The following is a 21,427-nucleotide window of genomic DNA, read 5'->3' as shown; positions in this document are numbered from 1 at the left end:
TCGTATATAATCAACTGGTTTTTTGTATTAGTTAGATAAAACGCTAATAAATGAGTTGAGTGTATAACCCCTATCGCCATAATCAGGACTAATAAATATGAGTACCAATCCTAAACCTGCTTTTCGTCGTGTTCTTTTAAAACTAAGTGGTGAAGCCCTAATGGGTGAAGAAGGCTTCGGCATTGATCCTAAAGTTCTCGATCGTATGGGACAAGAGATCAAAGAGCTTGTTGAACTCGGTATTCAAGTGGGTGTTGTCATTGGCGGTGGTAACTTGTTCCGTGGCGAAGGTCTAGCTACAGCGGGTATGAACCGCGTAGTAGGCGACCATATGGGCATGTTGGCAACAGTGATGAACGGCTTAGCAATGCGTGATTCATTGCACCGTGCATACGTAAATGCACGTTTAATGTCAGCCATTCCGCTAAAAGGCGTGTGTGATGACTACAACTGGGCTGAAGCAATTAGTTTGCTAAAATCAGGCCGTGTTGTTATTTTTGCTGCAGGTACAGGTAACCCATTCTGTACGACTGACTCTGCTGCGTGTTTACGTGGTATTGAGATTGAAGCAGAAGTTGTGATTAAAGGCACAAAAGTTGACGGCGTATATTCAGATGATCCGGTTAAAAACCCAGATGCCGTCAAGTATGATGTTATGGGGTACAATGAAGTACTCGAAAAAGAATTGAAAGTAATGGATTTGGCTGCATTCACTATGGCCAGAGACCATAACATGCCATTGCTAGTATTTAACATGAATAAGCCAGGTGCACTGCGCCGCGTAATCATGGGCGAGCAAGAAGGCACAATGATTAAAGCTGATTAAGCTATATTTAGTGACTTAAAAGGACATATAACGTGATTAACGAAATTAAGAGCGATGCGCAAACTCGTATGGACAAGTGTGTTGAGTCAACCAAAACTCAAATGGCTAAAGTTCGTACAGGCCGTGCACACCCAAGCTTATTGGATACTATCCAAGTACCTTACTACGGTTCGCTGACTCCGCTTAAGCAAGTTGCAAGTGTATCTATTGGTGATGCACGTACACTGACTGTATCAGTATTCGACCGTACTATGATTGCAGCAGTTGAAAAGGCGATCATGAGCTCTGATCTTGGTCTAAACCCAATGTCAGCGGGTGCGACAATTCGTATTCCATTGCCAGCACTAACTGAAGAACGTCGTAAAGACCTAATCAAGGTTGTTCGCGCTGAAGCTGAAAATGGCCGTATTGCTATCCGTAACGTACGTCGTGACGCTAACTCAAGTGTTAAAGAGTTAGAGAAAGAAAAAGAGTGTACTGAAGATGACGTTCGCCGCAGTGAAGATGATGTGCAAAAGCTAACTGATGCGCACATCAAACTAGTTGACGAAATCCTAGTAGCAAAAGAAAAAGAGCTGATGGAGTTCTAATTAGAACTGCTCAGATAGGGAGTGTTGGTTATTTCAATTAGATTTTTGACTCGTTTTGGCTTTTTTAGTGAGATATAGCGTTCTTTTTACGTTCAGTATTAAGCCTTATAGCTCACGCCTTGTAACAAAAGCGATGAGCTCGAACAAAAATTAAACTTGAATGAACAACATGCCCTAGAGTTCAGACGCCGTGTAGAGTTATACTACACGGCGTTTGTCTATTTTTAAGGGTTGTAATAGATGTCAATCGATTCCCAGTCTGGCAAAGAAGATGTTCAGACCTTACCAAGCGAAATATCCGCCTTGGTAAAACAGTCGATCCCTAAACACGTTGCTATCATTATGGACGGCAATGGACGTTGGGCACAGGCTCAGGGAAAGCCTCGCGTTATTGGTCATAAGGCCGGTGTTAAGGCTGTTAGACGAGCGGTAAGCACAGCCCGTAAACTGGGTGTGGAATCATTAACTTTGTTTGCGTTTTCAAGCGAAAATTGGCGCAGACCTGACAAAGAAGTCAGCTTGTTAATGGAACTGTTTTTTACTGTGTTACAGCGTGAGCTTAAGCTGTTACACAACAATGGTGTTCGCCTTAATATTATTGGTGATACCAGCCGTTTTTCTCCACGTCTGCAAAAACAGATTGCTGCGGCTGAAGAGAAAACCGCCGACAATAAAGACTTGGTCCTAAATGTTGCTGCTAATTACGGTGGTCGTTGGGATATCATGCAAGCGGCGCAGAAGCTGGCTGCAAAGATTGAAACGGGTGAAATGAGCAGTACTCAGTTTACCGAAGAGGCTTTAAGCGAGCATCTTTGTATGCAAGAGCAAGCTGAAGTCGATTTAATGATCCGCACTGGTGGTGATTACCGGATCAGCAATTTTGTTTTATGGCAAGCGGCATACGCCGAGTTAGTTTTTACTGACACACTTTGGCCAGATTTTGATGAGGATGCGTTCAAAGACGCGATAGCAATTTTTGCTAATCGCCAACGTCGATTCGGTTTGACTGGAACTCAAATCGATACCATCCGCTCTTTGTAATAATAATGAGGGAAGTTTTTTGCTAAAACAACGAATAATAACAGCAATTTGGTTAATCCCCTTAGTTTTTGGTGCCATCTTCGGTTTACCGAATGAGTATTTCTCTTGGGCACTATTGGGAGTATTTTTAATTGCCGCTAAGGAGTGGGGGCGTATCATTGATAGCCGCTGCAATATGACACAGTGGAGCTTTACCGTCACTATCGGAGTCTTGTTGGTTGCACTAAATATCCTAGTGCCAGCAGATGAAATTTGGCTTAGAGGTATGTTACACCCGATATTTTTGGGGGTGATTCTCATCGGTGGTTTTTGGTGGTTTCTATCATTCTTCATGGTACTTTCATTCCCTAAAAGTGCAAATTTTTGGGAAAAAAGCCACATACTTAAGTCCATGTTTGGTCAGTTAACGCTCATTCCTTGTTTTGTATCTTTACTTGCACTTAAAGGGTTAAGCACTCAAGCATCGCCATATTATGGCGCAACGCTAGTTTTCTTAGTGATGTTAGTTGTATGGGCGACAGACTCTGGTGCTTACTTTGCAGGTAAGCGCTTTGGTAAACGAAAACTGATGCCTAATGTGAGTCCGGCTAAGACCATTGAAGGTCTATTGGGCGGTTTACTCACCACTATGATAGTTGTTGCTGGTGTGATGTATGCTTCACCTGAACAAGAATTAGGTTTACTGATTGCAGTGACATTGTTTACCGCACTCGCATCGGCGGTGGGCGACTTGTCTGAAAGTATGTTTAAGCGCGTAGCTAAGATTAAAGATTCAGGCACTATCCTACCAGGTCACGGTGGCGTATTAGATAGAATTGATAGCCTAACGGCTGCCTTACCGATATTCACATTAATCTATATAGCTTTTTGGATGTAACTAAATGCAAAATATGGTGATTTTAGGCGCAACGGGTTCAATAGGAACCAGCACATTAAGTGTGGTCGCGTGTAATCCAGAGCAGTACAAAGTGTACGCTTTAGTGGCAAATACCAATGTCGCAAAGATGCTAGAGATCTGTGCTTTACATCAGCCTAAAATTGCCCATATGGTCGATGCTACAGCAGCGACAGCGTTAAAAGAGCAACTGCCTAGCCATTTATCGATTGAAGTCACGACAGGTGAAGATGAGCTGTTATCACTCGTCAGCAGTAATGAAGTTGATACTGTGATGGCGGCGATAGTCGGTGCTGCCGGACTGCCTTCAACGTTAGCAGCGGTTAATGCGGGTAAGCGAGTACTGCTTGCTAACAAAGAGTCTTTGGTGATGTCTGGCCAATTATTTATTGAGGCGATGCAAAAATCTGGTGCACAAGTTCTGCCTGTGGATAGTGAGCATAATGCTATCTTCCAATGTTTGTCTGAGCGCTCACAATTAGAGATTGGCCGTTGTGATTTAACTGGCGCAGGCGTATCGCATATTTTGTTGACGGGGTCGGGTGGTCCATTCTTAACGTCAGACTTGTCTGCGCTATCTGCTATGACGCCTGATCAGGCTTGTAAGCATCCTAACTGGTCAATGGGGCGTAAAATCTCTGTTGATTCGGCAACCATGATGAACAAGGGTCTTGAGTATATTGAGGCGCGTTGGTTGTTTAATGCAAGCCAAGACCAGCTAAAAGTGGTTATTCATCCGCAAAGCGTGATTCATTCAATGGTGCAGTACCGCGATGGTTCGGTATTAGCGCAATTAGGTAACCCTGATATGCGCACTCCAATTGCGCATTGTATGTCTTTTCCACAGAGAATTGCCTCTGGAGTTGAACCTTTAGATTTTTTCAAAGTCGGACAGTTAAGCTTCTTAGAACCTGACTTTAATCGTTTCCCTTGTTTAGCGTTAGCGATTGAAGCATGTAAGCAAGGTCAAGAGGCAACGACGGTATTGAATGCAGCCAATGAAATTTCTGTACAGGCATTTTTAGATGGCAAAATCCGTTTCACCGATATAGCAAAAATAAACGAACAGAGCTTAATGAATACGGCAACGCATCCATTAAATAATATTGACGATATTTTGGCATTAGATTCACAGAGCCGCAGATATACGTTAGATGCCATCAGTAAGCTGAATTAGTTCAGAGGAAAGGAATGATCGATTTTTTATGGAACCTCGGTTCTTTTATTGTTGCTTTAGGGATTTTAATTGCTGCCCACGAATACGGGCACTTTTGGGTGGCGCGTCGCTGTGGCGTTAAAGTTGAGCGCTTCTCTATTGGCTTTGGTAAAGCAATTTGGCGCAAGACGGGCCAAGACGGCACTGAGTATGTGCTGGCGATGATCCCGCTTGGTGGCTACGTCAAAATGCTTGATGAGCGTGTTGATGAAGTCCCTGAAGAGCTGAAAGACCAAGCCTTTAACCGTAAAAGCGTTTGGCAGAGAATTGCGATTGTCAGTGCTGGACCAATTGCTAACTTCCTGTTTGCAATAGTCGCACTTTATGCCATGTATCTAATTGGTGTTCCCGCTGTAAAGCCTGTTATCGATTCAACGATTGCCGGCACTCCCGCTGCGCAAATTATCGTTAAAGAACCTATGCAAGTCATTGCCGTCGGTGGCCAGAAGGTCAGAGATTGGGAAGAAGTGAATCTTGCATTGGCCGGCCATATTGGCGATAGCAAGGTTGATGTCACTGTTGCGCCTTTGTCGCGTTTAGAAGGTGCTTCAGGCGATGAAAAAACTTATTCGTTAAATACCCAAGGTTGGAAGTTTAATCCTGAGAAAGAATTGCCAATCACAGCGATTGGTCTTGGGATGTATCGTCCTTCTATTTTACCTGAACTTGGTATGGTAACCGAAGATGGTGCCGCTGGGCTTGCAGGGATTAAGGTAGGTGATACCTTAGTCGCAATCGATGGCGAGAAATATAAAGATTGGCCACGTTTTGTTGAGATTGTACAAAATTCAGCGAATAAGTCGATTACGATTACGGTACGCCGTAACGGTGAACAGTTGAAAATGACCGTTACGCCAAAATCACGCGAGAATGCCGCAGGCAAACTTGAGGGGGTTATTGGTGTTGCGCCAACGGCAGAACCTTGGCCTGAGAATATGAAAGTGCAGTTGGAATATGGATTTTTAGAATCTTTTCCGGTTGCGGTCGATAAAACATGGCAACTTGTCTCTGTCAGCATTAAGATGATTGGCAAGTTATTTACTGGTGACGTTTCGGTTAAAAATTTGAGTGGCCCTATTTCAATTGCACAAGGTGCAGGTAATAGTGCTAACGTCGGACTGGTATATTTTTTAGGATTTCTCGCATTGATTAGCGTTAACTTAGGCATTATTAACTTATTGCCTTTGCCAGTGCTCGATGGGGGACACCTTTTGTATTACTTCGTTGAGGTAATTACAGGCAGGCCTGTACCGGAGAAGGTACAGGAAATTGGATTCAGAATTGGGGCAGCTTTGCTGCTGATGTTGATGAGCGTTGCGCTTTTCAATGACTTTTCCCGACTCTGAGCAAGGACAGACAAATAATTAGAAGTGCTCTATGAGATTGAATAAACTTTTTGCCTCGATGTTATTAGTCGGAGCGTCTTTTTCAGGGAACGGTTGGGCCGAAACATTCCAACCTTTTGAAGTAGCTGATATCCAAGTTGAAGGTTTACAGCGAGTGGCACTCGGTGCGGCTTTGCTTAACTTACCTGTGAAGGTAGGGGATACTGTTGATCAATTAAAATTGCAGCAAGCGATTAAAAGCTTATATGCATCGACTAACTTCGAAAAAATAGAAGTGCTCCGGGATGGTAATATTCTGGTTGTGAAAGTCACTGAAAGACCTACCATTAGCTCTGTTACTTTTGAAGGTAACAAAGATATTAAAGATGAGCAGTTGCAGGAGAGCTTAGATGGCTCTGGTGTAAAAATCGGTGAATCACTTGACCGCACTATGCTTTCTGGTATTGAGAAAGGTCTACAAGATTTCTATTATGGTGTCGGTAAATACGGCGCTAAAGTTAAGGCTGAAATTATTAACTTACCTCGTAACCGAGTTGAGCTTAAATTCACCTTCACTGAAGGCTTAGCGGCTGAAATTCGTCAAATCAACGTAGTGGGTAACACCGAGTTTAGCGATGCCGAGTTAATTGGTATGTTAGAGCTTAAAGACTATGTTGCCTGGTGGGATCTGTTTGGCGAGCGTCGCTACCAAAAGCAGAAGCTGCAAGCAGATTTGGAAACCATTAAGACATACTATCAAAACCGCGGTTATATTCGTTTTGATGTGACATCGACTCAGGTTGCTATGACACCTGATCGTAAAGGTCTATATATCACTATCAATGTTGATGAAGGTGAACAGTATAAGGTCAAAGACGTTAATCTAACCGGTGATTTAATGGGTAAAGAGGAGCTGTTAGAAGCCATTTTACCGTTAAAAGCTGGCGATATGTATAACGGCGGTGATGTGACCTTTACCGAAGAAATGTACGGTAAGTATCTAGGTCGATATGGTTACGCATACCCAGAAGTTAAAACCTACCCTGAAATTGATGATGAAACTAAAGAAGTTAATCTAAATATCAATATTAAGCCAGGTAAGCGTGTGTATGTTCGTAACATTAACTTCACGGGTAACACGGTTACTAAAGATGAAGTAATGCGTCGTCAACTACGTCAGATGGAAGGTGCGTGGCTTAACTCTGGACAAGTCGAGTTATCTAAGTCAAACCTTAACCGTCTTGGTTACTTTGAAACGGTTGATACTGAAACAGTGCAGGTTCCAGGTACTGACGATTTAGTCGACGTAGCCTTTAACGTGAAAGAGCAGCCATCAGGTTCATTTAACGCCGGTGTGGGTTATGGTACTGAATCGGGGCTGAGTTTGCAGTTTGGTGTGCAGCAAAGTAACTTCCTTGGTACAGGTAACCAAGCTGGGGTTAACTTAAACACTAATAAGTATTCGAAGAACGTTAATATTAACTATACCGATCCATACTTTACTAAAGATGGCGTAAGCCTAGGTGGTAGTATTTATTGGAGTGAGTTTGATGCGGACGAGGCAAACCTTGAAGCCTATAAGAATAGCTCTTACGGTATTGCATTAAACTCTGGTTTCCCGATCAACGAATATAACCGAATTAACGGTGGTATTGGTTATCGTCATAACGAAATTTCTGAAATTTCAGCTTATGAGCAGGCGATTCGTTTTTACGACATTTATCGTGACAGTGATGATCCTAACGCAGGCTTGAGCTTTGACAACTTCGAGTTGAGCTTAGGTTGGTCTCGCAGTAACTTGAACCGCGGAACCTTCCCATCAGATGGCTCATCACAGCGTTTGAACGGTAAGATGACGGTACCGGGTTCAGATTTGCAGTATTTTAAAGCAGATTTTGATACTAACTTCTATTTCCCTATCGATCGTAAGCATAGCTTCGTTATGCTAGCACGTGCGCGTTTAGGTTATGGTAATGGTTATGGTCAGTTTAACGATAATGACCAAATCCTTCCTTTCTGGGAGAACTATTACTCAGGCGGTAGTAGTTCACTGCGTGGCTTTAAGTCTAACTCAGTAGGTCCACGTTCATTCTACCTATACCGTGGTAGCGAGCCTTGTGCACCGGATCCATCTGGTGACGGTTGTAGTTTACCGGGTGACCCTAATCAAATTCAGGTGAGTTCAGGGCGTTCTATTGGTGGTAACGCCATTGCAACCGCCAGTTTAGAATTGATTGTGCCGACACCATTCTTGGATGAGGCTTATACAAATTCTGTACGTACCAGTTTCTTCGTTGATGCGGGTAACGTATGGGATACTGAGTTTGACTACGATTCGTATCGTTACCTTCCAGTTGAAGAGTTTGATAGACTAGAAGATTATAGTGATCCGAGCCGTATTCGTGCCTCTTGGGGCATGAGCGTGCAATGGTTATCGCCGATGGGACCAATGGTATTTAGCCTTGCATGGCCAATCAAGGAATTCGAGGATGATGAAACTGAAATCTTCTCGTTTAATATTGGTAAAACTTTCTAAAATCAATTTATTACAATCGGCAAGTTTTGCTGAATCAAGGAGTTTGTTTTGAATAAGATGTTGAATCGCGCAATGATGGTTTTGGTTCTTTTAGGTGCGCCGTTAGCAGCGCACGCTGAAAAGATTGCTGTTGTTGATATGCAAGCCGTTTTTGAGCAGCTACCACAACGTGAACAAGTGAACGAGACACTGAAGTCTGAGTTCGGTGATCGTGTTGCTGCAGTACAAAAGATGCAGGAAGAGCTTCGTGGTTTGCTAGAAAAGCAACAGCGTGACGCAGCACTGATGAGCGAGACTCAGAAGACTGAAATGGTGCGTAAAATGGAATCTATGAAAGCTGAGCTACAATTAAAAGGCAAAGCGTTAGATGAAGATATGCGTCGTCGTAACGGAGAAGAGCAAAACAAGCTACTACTTCAAGTGCAAAAAACAATTAATACTATTGCTGAAAAAGAGCAATATGACATGGTACTTCAACGTGGTGCCGTTATCTATGTTAAGCCAAGCGCTGACATCAGTAACAAGGTGGTTGAAGCTTTAGGTAAAGGCAACTAATTAGATGAAAAGCTATACTTTAAGAGTATTGGCAGACCATTTAAATGCAGACGTTCAAGGTGATGAAACAGTTGAAATTTCAGCTGTAGGCACCTTGGACGGTGCAGGTTCAGGTCAAATCTCTTTCTTGGCAAATTCTAAGTATCGTTCGCAGCTGGCTACTTCAGCTGCGTCTGCGATCTTAATGACGCCAAAAGATGCTGAAGATTTTGTAGGCAATGCGATTGTATTAAATGACCCTTATGTGGGTTTCGCTCGCATTGCACAATTTCTTGATACAACGCCAAAGGCTGCTGACAGTATCCACCCATCTGCACAAATAGCGGCTTCTGCTATGCTAGGCGATGGTGTTGCGATAGGTGCAAATGCCGTTATTGGTGAAAACGTTATTTTAGGTAATGACGTACAGATTGGTGCAGGCAGCGTTGTTGGTCAAGATAGCATAATTGGCTCAAACACTCGCCTATGGGCGAATGTAACTGTTTATCACAATGTACATTTAGGCCAAGATTGTATTATTCACTCAGGTGCAGTTTTAGGTTCAGATGGCTTTGGTTATGCGAACGAGCGCGGTGAGTGGATTAAGATCCCGCAAACCGGTGGTGTACGCATTGGTGACCGAGTTGAAATCGGTGCTAATACGACCGTTGACCGTGGCGCAATTGATCACACTGAAATTCATGACGGGGTTATTATTGATAACCAAGTTCAGATTGCCCATAACGATATTATCGGCGCTAATACTGCTATTGCTGGCTCTACAGTGGTAGCGGGCAGTGTGACTATCGGTAAATATTGTATTATAGGTGGTAACAGTGCCATTTCTGGCCACTTAAGTATTGCTGATGGAGTTCACGTTTCTGGTGGTACCAATGTCACCAGCGTTATCCGTGAAAAAGGCATTTATTCATCGGCAACTGTTGCAATGGATAATAAGCTGTGGCGTAAAAATACCGTTCGTTTTAGACAGCTAGATACGCTATTTCAGCGCGTTAAAACGCTGGAAAATAACGTAAAGTAAATGACTGCTTTGAGCAGATAAAGGAAAGTTTTGTGTCAAATCAATTGAATACAATGGATATCAAAGAGATCTTAAAATTTTTACCTCATAGGTATCCTTTTTTATTGATCGATAGAGTTTTAGATTTCACTCCAGGTGAAACACTACATGCTATCAAGAACGTCACGATTAATGAGCCATTCTTTCAGGGACATTTCCCGGTTCAACCAGTGATGCCTGGTGTATTAATCCTAGAAGCAATGGCGCAAGCCACTGGCCTTTTAGCATTTAAAACCATGAGTGAAGAGCCATCTAATGATGCGCTATACTATTTTGCTGGTATCGACAAAGCGCGTTTTAAGCGTGTCGTTGAACCAGGTGACCAACTACATTTTGAAGTACAAATGATTAAAGAGCGCCGCGGGATTGGCGTGTTTACTGGCGTAGCTAAAGTGGATGGCGAGATTGTTTGTTCAGCTGAAATCATGTGTGCACGTAGAGAGATTTCTAAGTGATTGATAAATTAGCGTATATCCACCCTGATGCCAAGATTGGCAACAACGTAACAATTGGTCCTTGGACTTACATTGGCGCAGATGTCGAAATCGGTGACGATTGTTGGTTTAGTTCGCACGTTGTTGTGAAAGGCCCAACAGTCATCGGCAAAGGCAACAAGTTTTACCAATTCGCATCTGTTGGTGAAGATTGTCAGGATAAAAAATATGCTGGCGAACCGACTCGTCTGATTATCGGTGATAATAACGTTATCCGCGAATCGGTAACCATTCACCGTGGTACCACTCAAGATGAGTGGGAAACACGTATTGGTTCAAATAACTTATTCATGGCGTATGTTCATATTGCCCATGATTGTGTTGTAGGCAGTAATGTGATAATGGCAAACAATGCCTCTATTGCTGGTCATGTGCACGTGGGTGACTGGGCTATCTTAGGTGGCATGACCGGTGTACATCAGTTTGTGCGTATCGGTGCTCATGCTTTTACTGCGGGTAGTTCGTTAATCTTAAACGATGTGCCGCCATTTGTGATGGCATCAGGTTCGCCTGCGATCCCACGTGGATTGAACATTGAAGGCATGAAACGCCGCGGCTTCTCTAAAGAGTCTCAGCTGTCGGTTCGCCGTGCTTATAAGACCTTATATCGCAGCAGCCTGACGGTTGCCGAAGCGGTAGAGCAGCTTAAAGAGGCTGCAGTTGATGATGAGCAAGTTCAAATGTTAATTGAGTTTGTCGCCTCCTCCCAACGGGGCATCATCCGCTAAGTCAATTATCGAACCCGTGTAACAGCGGGTTCTTTGTTTCCAACCTACCAATAATAGACTTCACTATATGAGTTCAAACAATCCTCGTGTTTTTGCTATGGTTGCCGGAGAGATATCTGGCGACATTTTAGGCGCAGGTTTAATTAAAGCGCTGAAAATTAGCTACCCAGATGCCAAGTTTGTCGGTATTGGCGGCCCACGTATGGAAGCACTCGGTTTCGAATCGATTTTTTCATACGAAGAGCTTGCTGTAATGGGAATAGTCGAAGTACTTTCTCGTTTGCCGAGACTGTTGAAGGTCCGCAAGACCCTGATTGAAAAGCTAACGGCAATTAATCCAGATTGTTTTATTGGCATTGACGCACCTGATTTTAATATTGGTTTGGAACTAAAGTTAAAACAGCGTGGGATTAAAACCGTCCATTATGTCAGTCCATCAGTGTGGGCATGGCGACCAAAGCGTATTTTCAAAATTGCCAAGGCTACCGACATGGTATTGTCGCTGCTACCTTTTGAAAAAGCGTTTTACGATGAATATCAAGTGCCTTGCACTTTTGTGGGGCATACCCTCGCTGACGATATTCCACTGGAAAATGATAAGCTGCAGGCTAGAGAACAACTAGGGCTAGATAAAAACGCTGAGTATTTAGCTATCTTGCCCGGCTCTCGTGGTGGTGAGTTAAAACAACTCGCTGAGCCTTTTGTAAAAGCGGCAAGTCTGATTAAGCAGCGTTACCCAGATATCAAGTTTGTGACGCCTTTAGTGAATCAAAAGCGTCGTGACCAATTTGAACAAGCATTACGTGAGCATGCACCGGATTTAGAGATCCATCTAATAGAGGGACAATCTCGCGAAGTCATGGCGGCGGCTGATTGCATTTTGTTAGCATCGGGAACTGCAACCCTTGAGGCAATGCTGGTTAAACGTCCTATGGTGGTAGCGTACCGTGTTAGTCCTATCACTTATCGTATTGCTAAGGGCATGATGTTGACTAAGCGTTACTCATTGCCAAACCTACTTGCAGATGACGATGTGATTGAAGAGCTAATTCAAGCCGATTGCACACCAGATAAGATTGCTAACGCAGTTGGAGTGCAATTAGATAGTGATTTTTCGCCAACCTATGAACGCTTTATGACCATGCACCAAGCCATTCGTTGTGATGCAAGTGCTCGCGCTGCTGATGCAGTAAAAAAATTAGTTGAGGAACAAGCATAATGGCTGTCATTAAAGGGATCACTCCGGAACAAGTTGCTCAGATTTGTGTGGGTCAATATGCCGGCGTTGATGAAGTGGGTCGCGGTCCGCTTATCGGTAATGTTGTCACTGCAGCAGTGATTTTAGATCCGAATAATCCGATCGAAGGTTTGAATGACTCTAAAAAGCTGTCAGAGAAAAAGCGTGAATTGCTGTTCGAGCAAATCCAACAAAAAGCGCTAAGTGTCAGTGTTGGTTCTGCCACACCTGAAGAGATTGATGAACTCAATATTTTACACGCGACTATGCTTGCTATGCAGCGTGCTGTAGTTGGTCTTAGTATAAAACCTAGCAGTGTATTGGTTGATGGTAACCGCACGCCTGATTTCGGCGTTGAAAGCCACGCAATCATCAAAGGTGATGGATTGATTGATGCCATTAGTGCTGCTTCAATTATCGCCAAAGTGGTGCGTGATAGAGAGATGGACACTTTGGCTGCGCAATATCCACAGTACGGATTTGAAAAGCATAAAGGCTATCCAACGAAAGCCCATTTTGAAGCGCTTGCTGAGCATGGCGTATTGCCTGAGCATCGTAAAAGTTTTAGACCTGTACGTGAAGCATTAGAGCTGAAATAACGTTGGTTAATACTCTTTGCCGGCTAGAGCTGTTAAACCAGAAAATCTAGCAGATTCGCACGAAAACTAACACATCTCTCATCTGGGCTAATAGTTTAACTTGTTTGCTGTTGGCCCATGTTTTACCCTGTAAGATTGACTAGCAGTCTTCATCTATCAAAAAGAAAGATACTCCATATTATGTCTGATCCACGTTTTGTGCATTTGCGCGTCCACAGTGACTTTTCCATGTCTGATGGACTTTCTAAAGTTAAACCCATTTTAGGTAAAGTATCAGAATTGGGAATGCCTGCGGTTGCCTTAACAGATCAGACAAACATGTGTGGTTTGGTTAAGTTTTACGAGGCTTGTCATGGCAATGGCATTAAACCGATTATTGGTACTGACTTTTGGGTGCAGGTGCCAGGCTTCGATGAATTCTGCTCCATCACTGCGATCGCGATGGACAATACTGGTTACTCTAACCTGACGTTATTGATCAGTGATGCATACTTACGCGGCAATATTAAAGATAAAGCGGTCATTGACCATGAATGGCTAGCCAAATACAGCGAAGGCTTAATCTTACTTTCTGGCGCTAAAGATGGTGATATCGGTCGTGCGTTGTTAAAAGATAACAAGGCTCAGGTTGATAGCTTAGTCGCGTTTTATCAAACTCATTTTCCTGATAGATATTATTTAGAGTTGCTGCGTACTGGTCGCCCTGATGAAGAGCGCTATTTGCATATGGCTGTTGCGCTTGCCGAGCAAAAAGACCTGCCAGTGGTCGCCACTAACCAAGTGGTATTTAATAAACCAGAGCAGTTTGACGCGCACGAGATCCGTGTGGCGATTTATGATGGCTTTACCCTTGCTGACCCTCGCAGGCCGAAGAAGTACAGTGACCAGCAATATTTTAAAAGCAGCGATGAGATGTGTGAGCTGTTTGAAGACATTCCAGAAGCGATTCAAAACACGGTTGAGATTACTAAACGCTGTAACGTCACGGTACGTTTGCACGAATATTTTCTACCCAATTTCCCTACAGGTGATTTAACCATTGAAGACTTCTTGGTTGAAGTGTCTGAAAAAGGCTTAGAAGAACGCTTAGAGTTTTTATTTCCAGATCCTGAAGTGCGAGCTGAAAAGCGCCCAGAATATGATGAGCGTCTCGATATTGAGCTTAAGGTTATTAACCAAATGGGGTTCCCTGGTTACTTCCTTATCGTAATGGAGTTCATTCAGTGGGGTAAAGATAACGATATCCCGATTGGGCCTGGCCGTGGTTCGGGTGCTGGCTCGCTTGTGGCATATGCACTTAAAATTACCGACTTGGATCCACTTGAATATGACTTACTGTTCGAGCGATTCCTCAACCCTGAACGTGTATCTATGCCCGACTTCGACGTCGACTTTTGCATGGATAGACGTGATGAGGTGATTGACCATGTTGCCGACCTTTATGGTCGTGATGCGGTATCGCAGATCATTACCTTTGGTACTATGGCAGCCAAAGCGGTAATTCGAGACGTTGGCCGAGTGCTTGGTCATCCTTATGGCTTTGTTGAGCGCTTATCAAAAATGATCCCTGCAGAGCCTGGTATGACTCTGGCTAAAGCCTTTGAGGTCGAGCCAGGGCTGCAAGAGTCATATGACGCTGATGAAGAAGTCAAAGATCTTATCGACATGTGCCGTATTTTGGAAGGTGTGACACGTAACGCGGGTAAGCACGCCGGTGGTGTGGTAATCGCGCCAACTAAAATTACTGACTTCTCACCAATTTATTGCGACACCGAAGGTTTAAACCCGGTTACTCAGTTTGATAAGAACGACGTTGAAACCGCGGGCCTAGTAAAGTTCGACTTCTTGGGTCTACGAACGCTGACCATTATTGACTGGGCGCTGCAGATGGTGAATAGCGTTAAAGATAAAAATGGCGAAGAGCGGGTACGTATCGAATCGATTTCACTTACCGATCCTAAATGCTTTAAGTTACTGCAGCGTTACGAAACAACCGCGGTATTCCAGTTGGAATCCCGTGGCATGAAAGACTTGATTAAGCGCCTTCAGCCAGATTGTTTTGAAGATATGATTGCACTGGTAGCACTGTTTAGACCGGGCCCTCTACAATCGGGCATGGTAGATAACTTTATTGAGCGTAAGCACGGCCGTGAGGAAGTATCGTATCCCGATGCTGAATATCAGCATGAATCGTTAAAAGAGCTACTGTCACCGACCTACGGCATTATCTTGTATCAAGAGCAGGTGATGCAGATTGCTCAGGTACTTGCTGGTTACACCTTGGGCGGCGCGGATATGCTTCGTCGTGCTATGGGTAAGAAAAAGCCAGAAGAGATGGCTAAGCAGCGTGGTACGTTTGAAGCTGGCGCGATTGAAAACGGCGTAGATGGTCCACTGTCGATGAAGATTTTCGACTTGGTGGAAAAATTCGCCGGTTATGGTTTTAACAAATCTCACTCGGCAGCATATGCATTAGTATCCTACCAAACACTTTGGCTTAAAACTCACTATCCAGCGCAGTTTATGGCAGCGGTAATGTCTGCCGATATGGATAACACCGATAAGATTGTGACCTTGGTGGACGAATGCGAGCGCATGGGCATGCCTCTATTACCGCCAGATGTGAACAAGGGCTTATTTAGATTTACCGTCGATGACGACTTAAATATTGTTTACGGCATTGGTGCGGTGAAAGGTGTAGGTGAAGGCCCTGTTGAATCGATCCTAAAGGCGCGTGAAAACGGACCGTTTATCGATCTGTTTGATTTCTGTGCTCGAGTCGATCTTAAAAAGCTCAATCGCCGCGTGATAGAAAAGCTGATTTGCGCTGGTGCATTGGATAATCTTGGTCCGCACCGCGCAGCCATGATGGCAACCTTGCCTGAAGCTATTCGCGCTGCAGACCAACATGCAAAAGCTGAAGCTATTGGTCAGCATGATATGTTTGGTTTGCTTAATAGCGAGCCAGAAGACAGCAAACAGCAATTTGTTGAGTGTACGCCTTGGCCGGATAAAGTTTGGCTAGAAGGTGAGCGTGACACCTTAGGTTTATACCTAACGGGTCACCCTATCAACCAGTATTTGAAAGAGCTAAAACACTATACATCTGGTCGATTGAAAGATGTACACCCAACAGATCGCGGCAAGACTATGAAAGCTGCGGGTTTGGTGGTTGCAACACGAGTGATGATGACCAAGCGCGGCTCAAAAATGGGGCTAGTAACACTCGATGATAAGAGTGCGCGTTTAGAAATTATGCTATTTACTGAAGCATTCGAGAAGTTTAATCACTTACTCGAAAAAGACCGTATCTTGATTATTGAAGGTGAAGTCAGCTTTGATGACTTCTCCGGTGGTAACCGGATGACGGCGCGTAATATTATCGATATGGGCGAGGCTCGTAGCCATTTTGCTAATGCGGTGGAAATTGAGCTGCAAGCAGACAAAGTTAATGAGCAGTGGCTAAATGAGTTCCAGGCCGCAGTTGAACCTTGGAAAGCGGGTGCCGTGCCAGTCGTGATTAACTATGCGCAGCCACAATCTCAGGCGCAGTTTACTTTAGGTGATGCGTGGCGAGTTAACCCAACCGATGAGTTAATGCTGGCACTAGAATCGCTAACAGGGTCTGGTAAGGTCAAAATCGTTTTTTAAAATCAAGTAAAGCGACCCTTCATCAATCGCTGTAGGGCCGCTTAATCGAATGTTATAGGTATATAGCCCTTTAGATGAATATCGTCTCTCTTATCCAGCTGTCTCTGCATCAACTGACAAATAAGCTTGCTGCAGAGCCTAATCCGTTAATGAGCTCTGCGCAAAAGCGTAAGCTTGTTCTGGCTTATAGTGGCGGTGTTGACTCAGAGATCTTAGCCCATGGTTTAGGTCAGTTTGCCAAGGTAAACGCCGATTTTGAGTGTGTGTTGGTGCATGTTCATCATGGTTTAAGCAACAATGCTGACGCTTGGGTAGAGCACTGTATATCTCAGGCAAACAGCTATGACCTAGCATGTAATATTAAGTATGTTGAGGTAAAACAGGCGCCTAGAGTGAGTGTGGAAGCGCAAGCGCGTAGCGTGCGATATCAGGCGCTGTTATCCGAGCTTTCCAGCAATGATATCCTAATGACAGCACATCATCAGGACGATCAACTTGAAACCGTATTACTGGCACTAAAGCGCGGCTTAGGTCCAAAAGGCTTATCTGCTATGGGCAAGGTGCAACGTTTCAATCAACAGCACTGGTTGATAAGGCCTTTGCTTGATTGCAGTAAAGAGCAAATCGAGCAGTATGCGCGCCAGCATAATATTGTTCATATCGAAGATGAAAGTAACTTCGATGATAAATACGATAGAAACTTCTTACGCTTAGATATTATCCCTAAACTCAAACATCGTTGGAGCGCAATTGCCGCCACGGCTAGCCGCAGTGCTGAACTTTGTGCCTTGCAGCAATCCGTGCTTGAAGAGGAAACGATTAAACGTTTACCTCAAGTACAACAGCAGCTTGGTTGCGACAATGTGCTTGAATTGACCAAATTAGCTGATTTTTCTGATGCTTGGCAGTCGTTACTACTGCGAGGACATATGGAGCAGCTTGGTTTTGCTCCGCCATCAAAAGTGCAAGGTGAGCAAATTTTATCTCAATTATTAGATGCCAAAGCGGATGCATCTATTGAGCTGCGCTTGACTGATGTGACGATTAGACGTTTTAAAAACAATGCTTATTTTCTGGCAAATGAAACAGGCTCACTTGAGGTGAGCCCTCAGCAACAGCATTGTACTTTGCAACAGACGAACATTAGTTTAGAGGATTTATTAACGGCTGGCATTAGCTTGCCATCGGGTGAGTGTTTATCGGCTGAAAATATAGTGGATCAGACTCAGGCATTATTGAGGCTACCGCTTGCCACTGAGAAAGTGTCTATCGTATTTGCTTTAGTTGGAAGTACTCGCTGTCATCCTCACTTTCGCAGTAAAGGGCGCGAGCTTAAAAAGTTATGGCAAGAGCTTGAATTACCACCTTGGAAGCGTGGTCGAGTGCCATTATTGTGTTACGACGGTAAATTGGTTGCAGCTGTTGGTTATTGGATTGAAAAATCCGCTTTAGCTCATCCAGAAACATCGGGTCTTAGATTGACGCTTCGCTAGTCGGCTTTGTGCGCACACTAGCAATTTTCTTGCGTACTCACTTGAGCATTTTTAACGATGAGTGCCCTAATACCCAATATCTGATGTTAGATACTGAGTCTTTTTAGAGACTCATCTTAAGAGCGTTGTATTTTATAGCATTGCCTTCCCGCCGCTTTTGCATCATACAGTGCATTATCGGCACGTTGGTAAAGCGTTTTTTCTGTGTCATTCTTTTGCCATTGCGCTATGCCCATGCTGGTACTGACTTCATACTTATCAAGATACTGGTGTATGCTAAGCGCGTTAAGGACCCTTTGACACAAGATCTCTGCAACTTTCGCGTCTGCTTGAATTAAGATTGTAAATTCATCACCACCAATTCTAAACGCCTGATCAGTGTCTCTAATTGTATCGTTGAGCATTTCTGAAAACTCAATTAATGCACTATCACCAAGTTGATGACCAAAGTCATCATTGAGCTGCTTAAAGTTATCAAGGTCCAGAGCGATCAGCGATACAGGGTGCTCTCCACGTTCAGCGCGAGCAAGCTCTTTTCTAAGGCTTTCGCGATAATAATGGCGGTTTCCTAATTTAGTTAGGGCGTCATACATTGCCTGATTAGACATTTCTTTATACTGAATAGCATTAAAGAGAGGCTGTAATACTAGCGGTTGTATTTGGTTCAATCTTTGGGTTTGCGACGGCACTAAAGGCGCTTTTAGCATATAGTAAATAGTGAACTGCTGGTCTGCAAAAGTGAGAGTTTGTTCAATCGAATAACCCTTTTGTTGCCCCCAATGAAATAAATGGTCTTTATATTTCAGCCGAGCACCGTACAGCGGCAAGTGTTGCCCCATAATTTTACCAAAGGAGGCAAACACTGTCCGCGGATCCAAATGTTGATGCAGCTGCTGGATAATATTGACGAGGTCAATCTCCATTGGCACCGACATAGGTTTGCGGTATTCAATAGGAAAAGATTCGGTTGCTAGGCCAAATTCCATTGCTTGTTACTCCCTATGGCAAACACTATTGTTTTACCGTACTTTAAATAATCTTGTTAAATTATTTATGCAACAACTATGCCGTTACGTAATGTAATAATATTTGTCTTTATTTGTCATTAGGTTACTCTCTAGTAAACCGAGTTGAATAAATGAGCGTCGGCATTTTGACAAATGCAGATGATTAAGGAGGACATAGCGCCAATGGAACACAGCTTTCTTATTCAAATTTTGCTGATGCTGGTGATTGCTATCGTGTCGATTGCAATTTTACGGCGCGCGGGGCTGCCTGCGATTTTGGCTTACTTGGTAACAGGCGTAATAAGTGGTCCTAGTGGCTTCCATTGGTTTACTCAGCATCAAATGCAGTCGGTTGCAGAGCTGGGTGTTGTGCTGTTGATGTTCAGCCTAGGTCTTGAGTTTTCTCTGCCAAGATTATGGGCAATGCGCCGTACGGTATTTGGCTTAGGTAGTGCTCAGGTTGTGGTGACTACCATGCTCAGTATGGGCATAGCGCTATTATGTAATCTCACTTTAACTGAATCAGTAGTGGTGGGCGCTGCCATTGCATTATCTTCTACTGCGATTGTGTTAAAGCTATTAAATGAACAAGGCTGGCTGCGGCGCAGGCATGGCGAACTCTCAGTTAGTGTGCTGTTATTTCAAGATATTGCAGTCGTGCCACTACTTATCTTACTGCCTTTACTTGCCAGCGATGGCGAAGCGCTGCTATGGAATGACGTGGTCTATGCCTTACTCAAAGGCGTACTCGCTTTTATCGCCCTAATGGCCTTCGGTAAGTGGGCTCTGCCGAAGTTATTTGATGAAGTGGCGCGGTCCCGCTCCAATGAGTTATTCGTTCTTTCTACCTTAGTGGTCGCATTGGTTACGGGAGCAATAACCCAGTGGCTGGGCTTGTCTATGGCGCTTGGGGCGTTTATGGCTGGTATGTTACTTGGAGAAAGCCAGTACCGTAGGCAGCTTGAGGCCGATATTAGACCGTTTAGAGACTTATTGATGGGATTGTTTTTTATCTCTATCGGGATGTTGCTCGACTTTCAATTGGTGGCACAATTCTGGTGGCAAATAATCTTAATTCTTATCGCGGTGATTCTAGGTAAAGCCCTCGTTATTTTTTCTCTTCTTAAAGTTGCCAAAGAATCTTTTCGCTCTTCAGTCGCCACCGCCCTGAGTCTAGCTCAGGTGGGTGAATTTAGCTTTGTAGTACTCGCTTTAGCGGTGAATTATCAATTGTTGGACAATAAAACCAGTACAACTTTAGTGATGGTTGCTGTGCTTTCGATGGCGCTTGCGCCTTGGCTTGTGCGCCACAGTGTGGATATTGCTAGAAGGCTGCAAGGTCTTAAACCTAAAAAAGATACCAGTGAACCGTTAAATGTTTCGGTAGATGCCAAAGACGATTTAGTGCTTATCTTAGGCTATGGCCGTGTAGGGCAAACGATTGCACGTTTTATGAAAACCGAAGCGATACCTTATTTGGTGCTCGACCTGGATCCTACTCGGGTATCAGAGGCGAGAGCAGCAGGGGAGCCTGTGTATTTTGGTGACGTGTGCAAAAGAAGTATTTTAAAGCAGGCAAAGGTCCGCGATGCTAAGTTGATTGTCATTACCTTTAGTAGCGAGCGGATCTTAGAAGAGGTTTTGCCGCTTTGTCGCCAATTAGCTCCAGAGGCTAAAATTTTAGTACGTACTCGTGATGACTCAGGTATGGAAGCATTAGAAGAGGCGGGCGCGAGTCAGGTTATACCTGAAACGCTAGAAGGTAGCCTAATGTTGGTATCTCAAGTCTTGTATCAATGTGGTGTGCCGTTAGCGCGGATATTAAAGCGACTTGAAATAGAGCGGCGTAACCATTACCAATATCTGCATGGTTTCTTCTCAGGTGCTGAAACCGATTTTACCTTGGAGTTATTGCACGCGGTAGCCTTGCCTAAAGGCGCAAACGCTGTGGGGTTAACTTTAGCGGATATTCCTTGGGATAAACTACGCGTTGAATTAAGGGCGGTTCGACGTTCGGGCGCAGAAGTCGAAAGCCCTGAGCTTGATTGGCTGATTAAGTCTGGCGATATTTTAATATTACTGGGTAAGCCTAGACGTATTGAAAAGGCCGAGATATTTTTACTGCAAGGCTAACGCTGAACTGTATGAAAACGCTCAAGGAGAGATTATACCAT

At 44.0% G+C, this 21,427-nt stretch carries 17 protein-coding genes; 16 read left to right on the top strand and 1 reads right to left on the bottom strand.

The features are described from left to right. Positions 1–97 precede the first annotated feature (97 nt). The 15 genes from pyrH to tilS all read left to right on the top strand — a co-directional run bounded on the left by pyrH (position 98) and on the right by tilS (position 18,246). A complete protein-coding gene (gene pyrH / locus L2748_RS16420) occupies positions 98–826 on the top strand; it encodes a UMP kinase (RefSeq protein ID WP_220781438.1) in 729 nt (242 codons plus the stop codon). Between the two features lie 32 nt (positions 827–858). Then, positions 859–1,416, top strand: coding sequence for a ribosome recycling factor (gene frr, locus L2748_RS16415; RefSeq protein ID WP_220781437.1), 558 nt, complete (start codon positions 859–861; stop codon positions 1,414–1,416). A gap of 240 nt (positions 1,417–1,656) precedes the next feature. After that, positions 1,657–2,457: a polyprenyl diphosphate synthase gene (gene uppS / locus L2748_RS16410; protein WP_220781436.1), complete on the top strand. Its 801-nt coding sequence runs from the start codon at positions 1,657–1,659 to the stop codon at positions 2,455–2,457. Positions 2,458–2,476: 19 nt separating this feature from the next. Then, complete coding sequence (locus L2748_RS16405; protein WP_220781435.1) at positions 2,477–3,334, top strand: phosphatidate cytidylyltransferase; 858 nt, start codon at positions 2,477–2,479, stop codon at positions 3,332–3,334. Between the two features lie 4 nt (positions 3,335–3,338). Beyond that, positions 3,339–4,529, top strand: a complete 1,191-nt coding sequence (ispC, locus tag L2748_RS16400; RefSeq protein ID WP_220781434.1) for a 1-deoxy-D-xylulose-5-phosphate reductoisomerase — start codon at positions 3,339–3,341, stop codon at positions 4,527–4,529. 14 nt (positions 4,530–4,543) lie between these two features. Then, complete coding sequence (gene rseP, locus L2748_RS16395) at positions 4,544–5,914, top strand: sigma E protease regulator RseP (RefSeq protein WP_220781433.1); 1,371 nt, start codon at positions 4,544–4,546, stop codon at positions 5,912–5,914. A gap of 31 nt (positions 5,915–5,945) precedes the next feature. Further along, complete coding sequence (gene bamA, locus L2748_RS16390) at positions 5,946–8,429, top strand: outer membrane protein assembly factor BamA (protein ID WP_220781432.1); 2,484 nt, start codon at positions 5,946–5,948, stop codon at positions 8,427–8,429. A 57-nt stretch (positions 8,430–8,486) separates the two neighbouring features. Further along, positions 8,487–8,984 (top strand): OmpH/Skp family outer membrane protein, encoded by a 498-nt coding sequence (locus tag L2748_RS16385; RefSeq protein ID WP_220781447.1) that lies wholly within the window; start codon positions 8,487–8,489, stop codon positions 8,982–8,984. Positions 8,985–8,988: 4 nt separating this feature from the next. Beyond that, the gene (gene lpxD, locus L2748_RS16380; protein WP_220781431.1) at positions 8,989–10,005 is read left to right on the top strand and encodes a UDP-3-O-(3-hydroxymyristoyl)glucosamine N-acyltransferase; all 1,017 of its coding nucleotides are present in this window, start codon (positions 8,989–8,991) and stop codon (positions 10,003–10,005) included. Positions 10,006–10,037: 32 nt separating this feature from the next. Continuing rightward, positions 10,038–10,499, top strand: a complete 462-nt coding sequence (fabZ, locus tag L2748_RS16375) for a 3-hydroxyacyl-ACP dehydratase FabZ (RefSeq protein WP_012278046.1) — start codon at positions 10,038–10,040, stop codon at positions 10,497–10,499. Further along, positions 10,496–11,266 carry an acyl-ACP--UDP-N-acetylglucosamine O-acyltransferase gene (gene lpxA, locus L2748_RS16370; RefSeq protein ID WP_220781430.1) on the top strand — a complete coding sequence of 257 codons (771 nt, stop codon included), beginning with the start codon at positions 10,496–10,498 and terminating at the stop codon, positions 11,264–11,266. The genes fabZ and lpxA overlap by 4 nt, the downstream gene beginning before the upstream one ends. Before the next feature lie 67 nt (positions 11,267–11,333). Continuing rightward, positions 11,334–12,485: a lipid-A-disaccharide synthase gene (gene lpxB, locus L2748_RS16365; RefSeq protein WP_220781429.1), complete on the top strand. Its 1,152-nt coding sequence runs from the start codon at positions 11,334–11,336 to the stop codon at positions 12,483–12,485. Then, a complete protein-coding gene (gene rnhB / locus L2748_RS16360; RefSeq protein ID WP_220781428.1) occupies positions 12,485–13,102 on the top strand; it encodes a ribonuclease HII in 618 nt (205 codons plus the stop codon). The genes lpxB and rnhB overlap by 1 nt, the downstream gene beginning before the upstream one ends. A gap of 180 nt (positions 13,103–13,282) precedes the next feature. Next, positions 13,283–16,753: a DNA polymerase III subunit alpha gene (dnaE, locus tag L2748_RS16355; RefSeq protein WP_220781427.1), complete on the top strand. Its 3,471-nt coding sequence runs from the start codon at positions 13,283–13,285 to the stop codon at positions 16,751–16,753. Positions 16,754–16,827: 74 nt separating this feature from the next. Continuing rightward, a complete protein-coding gene (tilS, locus tag L2748_RS16350; RefSeq protein WP_220781426.1) occupies positions 16,828–18,246 on the top strand; it encodes a tRNA lysidine(34) synthetase TilS in 1,419 nt (472 codons plus the stop codon). 116 nt (positions 18,247–18,362) lie between these two features. Here the strand turns inward: tilS and dgcS are convergent, their stop codons facing one another. Further along, positions 18,363–19,232 (bottom strand): diguanylate cyclase DgcS, encoded by an 870-nt coding sequence (dgcS, locus tag L2748_RS16345; protein ID WP_220781425.1) that lies wholly within the window; start codon positions 19,230–19,232, stop codon positions 18,363–18,365. A gap of 204 nt (positions 19,233–19,436) precedes the next feature. Here dgcS and L2748_RS16340 point away from each other — a divergent pair, with 204 nt between their 5' ends. Then, positions 19,437–21,386, top strand: coding sequence for a monovalent cation:proton antiporter family protein (locus tag L2748_RS16340; RefSeq protein ID WP_220781424.1), 1,950 nt, complete (start codon positions 19,437–19,439; stop codon positions 21,384–21,386). Positions 21,387–21,427 lie beyond the last annotated feature (41 nt).

The sequence above is a fragment of the Shewanella sairae genome (assembly GCF_023283535.1).
GTDB lineage: Bacteria > Pseudomonadota > Gammaproteobacteria > Enterobacterales > Shewanellaceae > Shewanella > Shewanella sairae.
Note: the sequence above shows the minus strand (reverse complement) of the source record. Positions and strands in the feature narration are given on the sequence as shown.

Excerpts from the sequence above, each read along its gene's own strand:
- lpxB (WP_220781429.1), top strand. The coding sequence starts at position 11,334 with ATGAGTTCAAACAATCCTCGTGTTTTTGCTATGGTTGCCGGAGAGATA.
- dgcS (WP_220781425.1), bottom strand. The coding sequence starts at position 19,232 with ATGGAATTTGGCCTAGCAACCGAATCTTTTCCTATTGAATACCGCAAA.
- pyrH (WP_220781438.1), top strand. The coding sequence starts at position 98 with ATGAGTACCAATCCTAAACCTGCTTTTCGTCGTGTTCTTTTAAAACTA.
- rnhB (WP_220781428.1), top strand. The coding sequence starts at position 12,485 with ATGGCTGTCATTAAAGGGATCACTCCGGAACAAGTTGCTCAGATTTGT.
- ispC (WP_220781434.1), top strand. The coding sequence starts at position 3,339 with ATGCAAAATATGGTGATTTTAGGCGCAACGGGTTCAATAGGAACCAGC.
- tilS (WP_220781426.1), top strand. The coding sequence starts at position 16,828 with ATGAATATCGTCTCTCTTATCCAGCTGTCTCTGCATCAACTGACAAAT.
- bamA (WP_220781432.1), top strand. The coding sequence starts at position 5,946 with ATGAGATTGAATAAACTTTTTGCCTCGATGTTATTAGTCGGAGCGTCT.
- dnaE (WP_220781427.1), top strand. The coding sequence starts at position 13,283 with ATGTCTGATCCACGTTTTGTGCATTTGCGCGTCCACAGTGACTTTTCC.
- L2748_RS16340 (WP_220781424.1), top strand. The coding sequence starts at position 19,437 with ATGGAACACAGCTTTCTTATTCAAATTTTGCTGATGCTGGTGATTGCT.
- lpxD (WP_220781431.1), top strand. The coding sequence starts at position 8,989 with ATGAAAAGCTATACTTTAAGAGTATTGGCAGACCATTTAAATGCAGAC.
- uppS (WP_220781436.1), top strand. The coding sequence starts at position 1,657 with ATGTCAATCGATTCCCAGTCTGGCAAAGAAGATGTTCAGACCTTACCA.
- L2748_RS16385 (WP_220781447.1), top strand. The coding sequence starts at position 8,487 with ATGTTGAATCGCGCAATGATGGTTTTGGTTCTTTTAGGTGCGCCGTTA.
- rseP (WP_220781433.1), top strand. The coding sequence starts at position 4,544 with ATGATCGATTTTTTATGGAACCTCGGTTCTTTTATTGTTGCTTTAGGG.